At 36.2% G+C, this 12,167-nt stretch carries 12 protein-coding genes and 1 tRNA gene; 9 read left to right on the top strand and 4 right to left on the bottom strand.

Annotation, left to right across the window (positions count from 1 at the left end; all coding sequences use genetic code 11):
• Positions 1-11: 11 nt before the first annotated feature.
• Positions 12-497: a YhcN/YlaJ family sporulation lipoprotein gene (locus ACX9TM_RS25940; protein WP_001228545.1), complete on the bottom strand. Its 486-nt coding sequence runs from the start codon at positions 495-497 to the stop codon at positions 12-14.
• Between the two features lie 93 nt (positions 498-590).
• Complete coding sequence (locus ACX9TM_RS25935; protein ID WP_000216166.1) at positions 591-797, bottom strand: DUF1657 domain-containing protein; 207 nt, start codon at positions 795-797, stop codon at positions 591-593.
• A 204-nt stretch (positions 798-1,001) separates the two neighbouring features.
• On the opposite strand from ACX9TM_RS25935, the gene ACX9TM_RS25930 reads away from it, so the two are divergent.
• Positions 1,002-1,077 (top strand) — tRNA-Arg (locus ACX9TM_RS25930).
• 94 nt (positions 1,078-1,171) lie between these two features.
• Here ACX9TM_RS25930 and ACX9TM_RS25925 read toward each other — a convergent pair.
• Complete coding sequence (locus ACX9TM_RS25925) at positions 1,172-1,813, bottom strand: response regulator (RefSeq protein ID WP_000621765.1); 642 nt, start codon at positions 1,811-1,813, stop codon at positions 1,172-1,174.
• 3 nt (positions 1,814-1,816) lie between these two features.
• Positions 1,817-4,135, bottom strand: a complete 2,319-nt coding sequence (locus ACX9TM_RS25920) for a sensor histidine kinase (RefSeq protein ID WP_065381877.1) — start codon at positions 4,133-4,135, stop codon at positions 1,817-1,819.
• A gap of 316 nt (positions 4,136-4,451) precedes the next feature.
• On the opposite strand from ACX9TM_RS25920, the gene ACX9TM_RS25915 reads away from it, so the two are divergent.
• The 8 genes from ACX9TM_RS25915 (at position 4,452) to ACX9TM_RS25880 (ending at position 12,161) form a co-directional block, all read left to right on the top strand.
• Positions 4,452-5,336, top strand: a complete 885-nt coding sequence (locus tag ACX9TM_RS25915) for an ABC transporter ATP-binding protein (RefSeq protein WP_000863489.1) — start codon at positions 4,452-4,454, stop codon at positions 5,334-5,336.
• A gap of 3 nt (positions 5,337-5,339) precedes the next feature.
• Complete coding sequence (locus ACX9TM_RS25910) at positions 5,340-6,560, top strand: ABC transporter permease (protein WP_001243601.1); 1,221 nt, start codon at positions 5,340-5,342, stop codon at positions 6,558-6,560.
• Between the two features lie 19 nt (positions 6,561-6,579).
• The gene (locus ACX9TM_RS25905) at positions 6,580-6,777 is read left to right on the top strand and encodes a hypothetical protein (RefSeq protein ID WP_000505575.1); all 198 of its coding nucleotides are present in this window, start codon (positions 6,580-6,582) and stop codon (positions 6,775-6,777) included.
• 301 nt (positions 6,778-7,078) lie between these two features.
• On the top strand, positions 7,079-8,386 hold the full coding sequence (gene rpoN, locus ACX9TM_RS25900; protein ID WP_000647959.1) for an RNA polymerase factor sigma-54: 1,308 nt from the start codon (positions 7,079-7,081) through the stop codon (positions 8,384-8,386).
• 9 nt (positions 8,387-8,395) lie between these two features.
• Positions 8,396-8,641 carry a glutaredoxin family protein gene (locus tag ACX9TM_RS25895; RefSeq protein ID WP_000869730.1) on the top strand — a complete coding sequence of 82 codons (246 nt, stop codon included), beginning with the start codon at positions 8,396-8,398 and terminating at the stop codon, positions 8,639-8,641.
• A 136-nt stretch (positions 8,642-8,777) separates the two neighbouring features.
• Entirely contained in the window at positions 8,778-9,806 is a 1,029-nt protein-coding gene (cggR, locus tag ACX9TM_RS25890) for a gapA transcriptional regulator CggR (RefSeq protein ID WP_001258185.1), read from the top strand.
• Between the two features lie 26 nt (positions 9,807-9,832).
• Positions 9,833-10,837, top strand: coding sequence for a type I glyceraldehyde-3-phosphate dehydrogenase (gap, locus tag ACX9TM_RS25885; RefSeq protein ID WP_000161236.1), 1,005 nt, complete (start codon positions 9,833-9,835; stop codon positions 10,835-10,837).
• 139 nt (positions 10,838-10,976) lie between these two features.
• On the top strand, positions 10,977-12,161 hold the full coding sequence (locus ACX9TM_RS25880; RefSeq protein WP_001036350.1) for a phosphoglycerate kinase: 1,185 nt from the start codon (positions 10,977-10,979) through the stop codon (positions 12,159-12,161).
• Positions 12,162-12,167 lie beyond the last annotated feature (6 nt).

Here is a 12,167-nt window from a genome sequence, read left to right as displayed (position 1 = left end):
TTTAAAAAGCGTTAAGTGTTAGACTCCATTTTTTTACCAATGAATTTTAATTGTTTATTAATTTCATCTTTAGATACTTCTTTTTCCTTAATTTTTCTTTCGAGTTTTTCGAGTAACATAAAGATTTTTTTATCTGTACTGACACGAACATCGAAAGTAGGATGCTCATCACTTAGCTGCTTTTGAAGCTTCTTACGAAGAGGTTTTAATCCAAACCTTTCGTGATGCTCAGGTGTAACTGCTATGTAGAGATCTAAATTTGAATTCACTGCTGTGCTTTTTATAATTTCATCCATAGCGAGAGCTCTTTTCTTCGCTCCTTGTGATATAGATTGATTAAAGGATTCCGTACTCGTCTTTGTTAACTTTGGACCTTTTTCTTTCTCCGTTCGTTTTGCTTCTTCTTTCACTTTTTTATCTAAAGGACTATTATCACATCCGGTAAAAGAGCTAAATAGAAGTGCAAATAATGCGGTTATGAGGCCGAGTTTTCGCATAATTATCATTCCATTTCTATTGCAATATGTAATGTGATAGAAAAAGGATGACTGCATATCATCCTTTTTCTATTTCACAGCAAGACTGATTCGTTATTGCTGTGAGTATTGTGGTTCTTCTTGTTGGACTTCTTCAACGCGTGGGTTTAAAGAATCGATAATCGTTTGTGTTTGCTGCGCAGCTGTTTGGAAAAGTTGCTTCGCTTGTTGGTTATCCGTATCAAGAGCGAATCCCTCTAAGCTAGCTTGTGCACTTTTTAATCCAGAAACAGTTTGCTTTAGTTTCGTAATTACAGTCATTGAATGAAGCCCCCTTTGGAATATCAATTCAAAGATTATAATTTGTGAGTTGGGGTGAATTTATGATTGGAAAATTTAGGGGTGAAATAGATTTTATATGCCTTTAGCTAAGATGCATAAGGTATTACGGGGATATTTTTATTGATTTAGATGGATTTTATTGCTATTATTATGAGAAGAAAATGAAGTGTTTTCTATAATCATGCGCCCATAGCTCAGTCGGATAGAGCGGTGGTTTCCGGTACCACGTCTGCCGGGGGTTCGAATCCCTCTGGGCGCGTCAAAAAGTCCTAACTTACGTTTTGTAGGTTAGGACTTTTTTGTTTATCTCATTATTTGAGGGTTAAACAAAACAAACTGATGGAAGTCTCATTTTATATGTGTACTTTCAAAATGCCTTGTCTCATTGCTTCTGTTAAAGCTTCGGAGCGTGATCCTACTTTTAATTTTTTGAAGATTTTTGTTAGGTTGTATTCTACAGCTCTTGAACTCATGTACAGTTCATCAGCAATTTGTTTATTGCTACTTCCTTTAGAGACGGATTCTAAGATTTCTAATTCTTTTTGTGTAAGAAGAGCGGTTTTATTTTCAAGTTGTTGAGTCGTTATATCGTCTGTACGTAGTTGACGTAATAACGAAATAGGAAGTAAAGTATATCCGTTTACAGCTGCACGAATTGCCATTAATAGCTCTTGCTGAGAAGCTGATTTACTAATAATGCCGCTGATACCAGAGTTTATTAATAAATTGAATTGGGATACGTATTCAAAACCTGTATATAAAATGATTTTTGCATCTGTTTGAATATGTAATATTTTCTGGGCGAGTTCAATACCACTGCAATTGGGCATATTCATATCCAAGAGGTATACGTCAAAAGGTGTAGCATCACTTTTTATAAGTGCTTCCTGTTCATTTAAAATATATTCTGCTTGCATATCTTCTTCTAATTCAATCATGCTCTTTGTTCCTTCGCCTACAATTTGATGATCATCTACAATTAATACTCGAATCATTATTTACCACCTCGGAACTGTAATGTTTATTTGAAGTCCTTTTTTTGCTTCGGATACTATATGTATTTCTCCACCAATTGATTGAAGCCTTCCTTTTATACCGGAAAGCCCCATATGCTGCTTAGGAGAGTGGGGAGTGTCTATATTAAAACCTTTGCCGTTGTCTCGGTAGTCTAGGAAAATACAGTTATTCTCTTCCCATAAAAAAATCGATACGATGGTTGCCTCGGAATGTTTATCTGCGTTTGTTAGTAGTTCTTGAATGATGCGATATAAAGATAAAATTTTGTCAAAATCGTAATGATGTTCTTGAATTGATTCATGATCAAATTGAATTTGAAACTGCACTCGTAATTGTGTTTGGGCTAGCAATTCTCTTAATGCACCAATTAAACCAGCATCTGATAAAAGTGATGGACGCAATTCATTACATGTGTCGCGAATTTGTTGTATTACATCGTGCATACCGAAGTGGATTTTTTTTAGTTCATTTTTTAATTCTAGTGGAACGGATTTGTTTTTTAGTAAAGAGTCTAGTTTGCGGTACCATACAATTTGATCTTGTAATGCAGAGTCGTGTAAATCTGAAGCAAGTCGGCGCCTTTCTTGTTCAGAAATTTGAAAGAGTAGGCGTGATAAGCTTGCAGAATTTGTTTTGGATTCTAAACTCTCCTGCTCTAGAGAATGAATAATTTCATTAATGGTATACAAGTTTTCGTAAATAAGACGGACGTATGTCGTGACAGTGATGAACCATGATTTTTCATGCGTATTATATTTAATATTATTCACTTTTGTTCCAATCCAGATGTAGTGTTTTATATGTTTAGTAGAGTATAAGTAAATACCGATGCATCCATCATCCTCTAATAAATCATTAATTAGTAATGCTGCCATACTCCATTTTTTCTTTTTAGAAAGTGTGAAATCTTTCGTTTGTCCATATCCGTTGCATCGTGTATATGTGTTTTCTTTCATATCATATTGAACAAATTGAATAAAAGAAGGTTTCAACATCGAAACGATTTCATTAGTGAATTTTTTCTCTAACTCTTCTGTTTTCATAATAGATGATAGCTGTGCGGTAAACTGTTCAATATTTACGTATAAGTTTGTTTTAGTCCGAAAGAGGTGATTACGAAATGTAAAATCTAATCTTTCTTTTAATATGAGAAATAGAATATTTAACGGAAAAATAATAATAAAACTTTGCAGCAGTCGAGAGAGAAAATTGTCTTTGTAATAAATGCTCCAGCTCGTAATGATTGCAATTAATAGAGTTGGGATTAATGACAGAAATGCGTAATACCGTAAACGATCAAATACAAAATCTACATCAAAAATCTGCTTCGTCGCTACTAAATAAAAATAACCGATTGGAAGAGCGATTAGGAACATAGCTCCAATATCTGCTGAGAGAATCGGTGTACTGAATATTGCATCTGGAAGGGCATAGAGTGTAACGAACGGAAAGAAGGCAATGGAATGAATCGTGAGCATTAATTTTAAAAATGGTTTATGTACTGTATTGTGATATTTGATATAGGCACGGATTAAAAAATATATGCAAAAGATAATATTTATTGAAAGGTAAATTAGTTCTAATCCATCGGTATTAACTACGGGAAACGGAATGAACATCGTTAAAATAGAGAGTGATAGTAAAATAATGCCAATTGCAATATCGATTTTTAGAAATCTCATAGAAATGACGTATAGTTGCTTTTTCTTGAATAACTCATTCAATAATAAAATGAGAGACATAGGTGTACCTTGAAATACAATACTTAAAATAATGAGGGCGATAAAATCACCTTTACCAGATTCAACTGCGATTAGAAGACTTGAGGAAGTCATGAATAGAAACGTAATCAAAAAGAATGTTTCCCGGCTCAAAGGCTTCTTTGTATAAAGAAAAATAGATAACCCTAAACAAATAAAAGCGAGTAGGAAGGGAAAGTATATAGAAATAATTTTGTCACGAGAATCAATAAAATGTTGTGTTCCTTTATAAGTTTGGATGATATCGCCTTTTTTAACTTGTATTTCAGATGCATTTAGTGATTGGTTTTGATATCCAGGAAGTATTCCTAAATGAGGCTTTTCTTTATTTATCGAATAGATTATATCTCCTTCTTTTAAGTCCGTATGAAAAGCCCAACCGGAGGATTTAATTTTTGCTATTGTGTATGTAGCTGAGTCTGTTTTAGAAATAAGAACTCCACTATATGGTTGGTTTATTTTATATAAGATATAGCCTTGTAAACAAAAATACAGGATAGTTACACATAAAATGAAAACGAAGTTACGTTGTATCTGCAACGGTTTGGACACCTCTCTTTGTAGGTATATCGTTTAATTTCTGAATATTTTTATAATAACATTTAAGAAGTTTTCATACAATCAACTTCATCTGTTGAAATTGCGGTGAACCACATAAGAGTGGTTCGCTTTTTTTACGGTAAATACAGTACGGATTGCGGACAATAGCATCAGAAAGAAGTCTATGATAAAGATACAACTTAACAAGTCAATGAAGGAGGAAATAGTTATGAAAAAGTTTTTGTTGATGGTAGGCGGGATGGTATTAGGAATGGCGGTTATTTATTTCGTAAAAAGCTAAAAGGAGCTGTTATGGATGGCATTTGAAATTCAAGGATTAAATAAAACATTTGGTGAATATAAAGCCGTTAATGATTTAAATATACGTGTAGAAGAAGGTGGAATTTTAGGGATGCTGGGCCGAAATGGTGCTGGTAAGACGACAACGATTCGTATGATCTTAGATTTAATCAAACCGGATAGCGGCCAAATTCTATGGAATAATCGCCCTTTTTCAAAGAAAGACCTATCTATTGGCTATTTACCAGAAGAGCGTGGATTATACCCGAAAATGAATGTAGTGGAGCAATTGGTGTATTTCGGCAAGTTAGAAGGAATGCCAGCTAATCTTGCAAAAAGGCATGCGTTACAGTGGCTAGAAAAATTAGAAATGACACCACATTTAAAGAAGAAAACAGAGGAATTGTCAAAGGGAAATCAACAAAAAATTCAATTGATTTCAGCGATATTGCATAATCCGGAATTCATCATACTAGATGAGCCATTTAGTGGATTGGATCCTGTAAATGCAGAGATGTTAAAAAATGTTGTACTTGAGTTAATCGCGCAAAGAAAAACGATTATCTTTTGTAGTCATCAAATGGACAGTGTAGAAACGTTCTGTGAGGAAATTTGTATTATGAAAAACGGTCAAATTGTATTATCGGGTGCCTTGTCAGATATTAAGAAAAGTTATCAATACAAATATATGACGTTGCAAACGGAAGGGGATATTGAACCGATTCTTAAGAAGAAAAATTTCAATTTTGAAAAAGTTAATCGTACGTTCATGATTAAAGTTAATGATGGAGAGGATGCATTTTCGCTGCTTGAAGACATTAAAACTAAACAATATATCCGAGATGTTTCTATTAAAGAACCTTCTTTACATCAAATCTTTGTTGAAAAGGCGGGTGCATAAGTAATGAGGAATTTCTGGATTGTTTTAGGGCAAACGTATTGGGATCGTGTGAGGACGAAAATATTTATTGGGATGACATTGTTATTAATAGGGGGAGGGATATTCTTATTCTCCTTTCCAACTTTAGTACAAAAGTTTTCTGGAGAGAAAGAAAAAGCAAAAGTTGTATTTATTTCCGAAGCACCTAATGTTACTTTGGATCAATCTAATCTTAGTAAAGCTCTTCCAGAATGGGATTGGTCTTTAGGTGATAAAACAAAATTAAATCAATATAAGCAAGATTTGTTAGATAAGAAAGTCGAAGCGCTCTTTATATTAAAAGAGGGTGCGGGTGCTGAACCAGTATTAGATTACTTTATGAAGGTGGATAATCCTAAGTTGATTCAAAGTGCGCAGGTATTTGTACAAAATCAGTATTTTCAAAGTGCGGTAGTTAAACAACAGTTATCAGAAGAGGCTGTGAAATCACTGACGATGAACGTGCAAGCGAAAAAGCAAAACTTAAATAACGAAGAAACAAGCTCATTCTTACTGGTGTATTTATTAGTGGCGATTATGTACTTAGCAATTACTTCGTATGGAAATGCGATTGCTACAGCGGTAGCGTCAGAGAAGGCGTCGCGTGTTATGGAAGTGATGGTAACGAAGGTGTCGCCTGTTCACATGGTCTTTGGGAAGATATTAGGAGTCGGTCTTGCTAGTTTGACACAGTTATTTATTTTCTTCCTTAGTATGGCGCTATATATTAAATCTGGAATTTTTAAGGTATCGGATTCGTTTTTTGGAGTGAATATTGATGTAAATATGATTACAGGTGAGCATGCTGCATATTTCTTGTTATATTTTGTTCTCGGTTACTTCGTTTATGCGGCACTTTTCGCAGTGTTTGGTTCTATGGTAAGCAGGCCAGAAGAATTATCCGGAACAACGATGCCGATTACTCTTATATTGATGGGAAGCTTAGTGGTGGAGTTATTAGTAGTACTTGATAACCCTGAAGGGCTAGTATCAAGGGTGACATCATATGTTCCGTTTACAGCCCCAATTAGTATGGTAGTTAGGATTATTAATGGATCCGTTGGGAGTTTAGAAATTATTACATCTATGGTTGTATTACTGGCTAGCATTAGCTTAATTGCTATGTTTGCAGCGAAGGTCTATCCGAAAGGTGTATTAAGAAGTGGTAAGAGCCTTAAATTCATTCAATTGTTAAAAAATAATTAATTGCAGGGGGGAATAAATTATGGGATTTTTTTCGAAAAGAAAACAAAAAATGATGGATAGTAATAACGAGAGAAGCGTGAAAAAAATAGTTGAGTTGTCTGTGGAAGAGATGAGAGGAATTCAAGGAGCGTCTAGTGAATCGAACGATTATCTCTATGATTCCTATGTAATTAGGAATCAAAGTTCCTTAGCTTTAAATAAGAGGTTTCTTTCTTAATTAAGTATCGTAAAAGAGTAGTTAGGCATAGTGAAGTGTCACTATACCTAAACTGCTCTTTTTATTTTGGAATTGAACAGAGATAAATTTAATGTTGTTATATATAAAATTAAGGGTTACTATTAGTATGTGGTAACAAATAATTGAGTTTATTATTTTCTTTCAATATTATTCAAATTTAGGTTGTAAGTTGTAAATCTCATTAATACATATAAATTAATAATATTTTGGAATGGGTGTCTGCGTGAGGATTCTCCTTTTACCAAACTTATTGTACAATAGAAACAAGGGGGAGATTAGTTTGAAGGCAAGTCTTTTACAAGAACAAAGCTTACGTTTGGCAATGACACAAGAGTTAAGGCAAGCGATTACAATGCTCCAGTATAATGTACAAGAATTATCGGAGTTTTTGTATGAGCAATCGTTAGAGAATCCCCTTATTGAGTTAGGTGGTTTTGAGAGGGAGAAGAAAAAGAGCTCTAACAACAGTAAAAGTACCAGCAAACAAGTCGAGAATCAGATGGAGATCTACAGTGTGGATTCTACAACGATTCAGCAACATTTATTAAATCAAATACAGTATTATAAAATAGATGAAGAAGAGCGAAAAGTAGCTTCTTTCATTATTATGAACATGGATGGAAATGGATATTTACAAGAAACGAATGAAGAGTTAGCAGAGCTCCTTTCTGCGCCCATTCATGTAGTCGACCGCTCTGTAGAGCTTGTCCAATCACTGGAACCAGCAGGGGTAGGGGCGCGTAATATTCAGGAATGTTTAACTTTGCAATTGAAGCGCTTACAAAGGCGGAATGGATTAGCAGAAGAGGTTGTAGAAGATCATTTCGCTTATTTTGTGAAGAAAGATTGGCGAAAGCTCGTTCAAGTGTTGAAATGTAGTAATGAGGAATTACAGAGTGCGGTAAATTGTATAACGTCATTACAACCAAAACCAGGTCTTGCGTTTTCTTCAGATAAACCACTTTATATTGTGCCTGATATGGCGGTGAAAAAAGATGGCGATCGCCTCGTTTTACAAATGAATGAGAGAAATATGCCGAGAATTGAAATTCATTCTGAATATAGTGCGCTTCTTAATAATAGTGAAAGTGAAGTAGCATCTTACGTATCAGAAAAGTATCAGCATGTGCAGTGGATTATGCGCAGTTTGAAGCAGAGAAAACAGACGCTGCTGCAAGTAATGACTATTATTATGGAAAAACAACGTGATTTCTTCTGGAAAGGTCCAGAGTATTTAAGACCTCTCGCTTTAAAAGAGGTAGCGGAAGAGTTAAGTGTGCATGAATCGACAATTAGTCGTGCGACGCGAAATAAATATGTGCAAACACCACACGGTTTATTTGAGATGAAATCGTTCTTTAGCAATGCCGTTTCGACGACTGAAGATGAAGCAGTTTCTACAAAACGTGTAAAACAATTTATTCAAACGCTAATTGGGGCAGAGGATAAGAAAAAGCCACTTTCAGATCAAAAGATTTCAAAATTATTAGAAGAAGAGCATGAAATTGTTATTTCTCGAAGAACAGTGGCGAAGTATAGAGAACAAATGCATATCCCAGCTTCGTCATTACGAAAAACGATCGGATAGGTGAAGAAGATGAAAGTTGTACTGTATACTAAAAAAGATTGTGGCCTTTGCGTGAAGGCGAAACAAGTTTTACAGGAAGTACAATGTGAATATTCTTTTCAAATCGAGGAAATAGATATATATGAAGATAATGACCTTTTAGAAAAATATCACTTAATGATTCCGGTTGTAGAAATGGACGGAAAACAAGTAGAATATGGTAACATTCACAAAGGTGTCATAATAAACTATATAAAGAATGCAGTTAAGAGTTGAATAAGTTTCTATCTCCTGTTACAATAATACACGTAGCAGGGATTATTTTTTTAACCTATGTGGGACACAAAATGTCACTACGGGACGTAAAGTGACCACGAAGGAAAAATGAACCGATGTAGTGAGGAGAAAAGATATGCGCTCATGGATTCAGAACACAAAAAAATTATTACCTGATCTGCTACCTGTTATGCAAACGAGAATGCAAATTCTTCAATACATTAGGCTCATGCAGCCGATTGGAAGAAGAAACTTATCAGCAAGTCTCGGTATGACAGAACGAGTATTGCGAAGTGAAGTTCAAGTTTTGAAAGAACAAAACTTAGTTCACGTCGCTTCTTCTGGAATGACTTTGACAGAAGAAGGAACAGCTTTAGTTCTTGCTTTGGAAGACTTTATGAAAGAAATTTCCGGGTTAAAGGTTTTAGAAAAGCAACTTAAGGAAACATTAGACTTGGATGAAGTTTTCGTTGTCCCTGGTGATAGTGATGAATCACCTTGGGTCAAACTGGAGATGGGCCGTGCTTGTGTGACTTGTATAAAAGACCGTCTGACAGCGAATAATATCGTTGCTGTGGCTGGAGGAACTACGCTAGCTGCTGCTGCGGACATGATGCAACTTGATTGCAAAGATTTACATATGCTATTTGTCCCAGCACGTGGTGGAATTGGAGAAGGCGTCGAATTAGAAGCCAATACCATTTGTGCCAAGATGGCGCAAAATACGATGAGTAATTATCGCTTATTGTATGTTCCAGACCATGTTAGTAGCGAAGCATATGCGTCTATTGTGACAGAGCCTTCCGTGAAAGAAGTTCTTGAGTTGATTCGATCTTCCAATATCGTCATTCATGGAATAGGTGATGCGTTAACAATGGCACGTCGCAGAAGTACTTCAGAAGCAGATTGGTTAAAGATTCAGGCAAGCGAAGCAGTTGGCGAAGCTTTCGGTTACTACTTTAATGAAGAAGGAAATGTTGTTCATAAAGTAAGAACAGTTGGTATGCAACTAGAGGATTTACAAAATGTATCTCACGTTGTTGCAGTCGCTGGAGGTTCTTCAAAGGCAAAAGCAATACAGGCTGTAATTAAACAAGGGCACACTTCAATTCTAATTACAGATGAAGGTGCAGCAAAACAGTTAACAAAGGGTTTTACCCTTTAATATAATCCCCCAAGGAGGAAATTCAAATGACTAAAATTGGTATTAATGGATTTGGACGTATCGGACGTAACGTATTCCGCGCAGCTCTTAACAACTCTGAGGTAGAAGTAGTAGCAATCAACGACTTAACAGATGCTAAAACATTAGCTCACCTTTTAAAATATGACACAGTTCACGGAACTTTAAATGCAGAAGTATCTGCTAACGAAAACAGCATCGTTGTTAACGGTAAAGAAATTAAAGTTATCGCTGAGCGTGACCCAGCTCAATTACCATGGAGCGACTACGGAGTAGAAGTAGTAGTAGAATCTACTGGCCGTTTCACTAAAAAATCAGACGCTGAGAAACACTTAGGTGGATCAGTTAAGAAAGTTATCATCTCAGCTCCAGCTTCTGACGAAGATATCACTGTAGTTATGGGTGTTAACCACGAACAATACGATGCAGCTAACCACAACGTAGTATCTAACGCTTCTTGTACTACAAACTGTCTAGCTCCATTCGCTAAAGTATTAAACGAAAAATTCGGCGTAAAACGCGGAATGATGACAACAATTCACTCTTACACTAACGACCAACAAATCTTAGACTTACCACACAAAGATTTACGTCGTGCTCGTGCAGCAGCTGAAAACATGATCCCAACATCTACTGGTGCAGCTAAAGCTGTAGCATTAGTATTACCAGAACTTAAAGGTAAATTAAACGGTGGCGCTGTACGTGTTCCAACTGCTAACGTTTCTCTAGTTGACCTAGTTGTTGAACTTGACAAAGAAGTAACAGTTGAAGAAGTAAATGCAGCATTCAAAGCAGCAGCTGAAGGCGAATTAAAAGGTATCCTTGGATACAGCGAAGAGCCATTAGTATCTATCGACTATAACGGATGTACAGCTTCTTCTACAATCGATGCATTATCTACAATGGTAATGGAAGGTAACATGGTTAAAGTACTTTCTTGGTACGATAACGAAACTGGTTACTCTAACCGCGTAGTAGACCTAGCAGCTTACATGACTTCAAAAGGTCTTTAATTCTTAATTATATAAGTTATCAATGACAAAACGAGGGAGAGGGTTTGTTCCCTCTCTCTCTTCTTTCGTTTTAAAAGCAAATGTGTTAAGCTTTTGAGTGGGTTTTGTCAATCCTAACTAGTAGTCGGAGGGAAATCCAATGAACAAAAAATCAATTCGTGACGTAGATTTAAAAGGTAAGCGTGTATTTTGCCGCGTTGATTTCAACGTACCTATGAAAGAAGGCAAAATTACAGATGAAACTCGTATCCGTGCAGCTCTTCCTACAATTCAATATTTAGTAGAGCAAGGTGCGAAAGTTATTTTAGCAAGTCACTTAGGCCGTCCAAAAGGTCAAGTAGTAGAAGAAATGCGTTTAACTCCAGTAGCAGCACGTTTAGGCGAGCTTCTTGGTAAAGACGTTAAAAAAGCGGACGAAGCATTCGGACCAGTTGCACAAGAAATGGTTGCAGCAATGAACGAAGGCGACGTATTAGTTCTTGAAAACGTACGTTTCTATGCGGGCGAAGAAAAGAACGATGCAGAACTTGCGAAAGAATTTGCAGCACTTGCTGACATCTTCGTAAACGATGCATTCGGTGCAGCTCACCGTGCTCACGCTTCTACAGCAGGTATCGCAGACTACCTACCAGCAGTATCTGGTCTATTAATGGAAAAAGAGTTAGATGTACTTGGTAAAGCACTTTCTAACCCAGAACGTCCATTTACAGCTATTATCGGTGGTGCGAAAGTAAAAGATAAAATCGGTGTAATTCGTCATCTATTAGACAAAGTAGATAACTTAATCATCGGTGGTGGACTTGCTTACACATTCGTTAAAGCTTTAGGTCATGAAATTGGTCTATCTCTATGTGAAGACGACAAGATCGAACTAGCTAAAGAATTTATGCAACTTGCAAAAGAAAAAGGCGTAAACTTCTACATGCCAGTTGATGTTGTAATCACTGAGGAATTCTCTGAAACTGCAACAACTAAAATCGTTGGTATCGACTCTATCCCTTCTAACTGGGAAGGCGTGGACATCGGTCCTAAAACACGTGAAATTTATGCAGATGTAATTAAAAATTCTAAGCTTGTTGTATGGAATGGACCAATGGGTGTATTCGAAATGACTCCATTCGCAGAAGGTACAAAAGCAGTAGGACAAGCATTAGCAGATGCAGAAGATACATACTCTGTTATCGGCGGTGGTGACTCTGCAGCAGCTGTTGAAAAATTCGGTATGGCTGATAAAATGAGCCACATTTCTACTGGCGGCGGTGCGTCATTAGAATTCATGGAAGGTAAAGAGCTTCCAGGTGTAGTTTGTCTTAACGACAAATAAGTAGCA

This window comes from Bacillus sp. LH1 (assembly GCF_057924895.1).
The sequence above is the reverse complement of the archived record's forward strand: the minus strand, read 5'-3'. Positions and strand labels throughout refer to the sequence as shown.

What these genes read in the sequence shown, in the direction of transcription:
- ACX9TM_RS25895 (WP_000869730.1), top strand. Translation starts at nt 8,396, where the DNA reads ATGAAAGTTGTACTGTATACTAAAAAAGATTGTGGCCTTTGCGTGAAG.
- gap (WP_000161236.1), top strand. Translation starts at nt 9,833, where the DNA reads ATGACTAAAATTGGTATTAATGGATTTGGACGTATCGGACGTAACGTA.
- ACX9TM_RS25910 (WP_001243601.1), top strand. Translation starts at nt 5,340, where the DNA reads ATGAGGAATTTCTGGATTGTTTTAGGGCAAACGTATTGGGATCGTGTG.
- ACX9TM_RS25925 (WP_000621765.1), bottom strand. Translation starts at nt 1,813, where the DNA reads ATGATTCGAGTATTAATTGTAGATGATCATCAAATTGTAGGCGAAGGA.
- ACX9TM_RS25905 (WP_000505575.1), top strand. Translation starts at nt 6,580, where the DNA reads ATGGGATTTTTTTCGAAAAGAAAACAAAAAATGATGGATAGTAATAAC.
- ACX9TM_RS25880 (WP_001036350.1), top strand. Translation starts at nt 10,977, where the DNA reads ATGAACAAAAAATCAATTCGTGACGTAGATTTAAAAGGTAAGCGTGTA.
- ACX9TM_RS25935 (WP_000216166.1), bottom strand. Translation starts at nt 797, where the DNA reads ATGACTGTAATTACGAAACTAAAGCAAACTGTTTCTGGATTAAAAAGT.
- cggR (WP_001258185.1), top strand. Translation starts at nt 8,778, where the DNA reads ATGCGCTCATGGATTCAGAACACAAAAAAATTATTACCTGATCTGCTA.
- ACX9TM_RS25915 (WP_000863489.1), top strand. Translation starts at nt 4,452, where the DNA reads ATGGCATTTGAAATTCAAGGATTAAATAAAACATTTGGTGAATATAAA.
- ACX9TM_RS25940 (WP_001228545.1), bottom strand. Translation starts at nt 497, where the DNA reads ATGCGAAAACTCGGCCTCATAACCGCATTATTTGCACTTCTATTTAGC.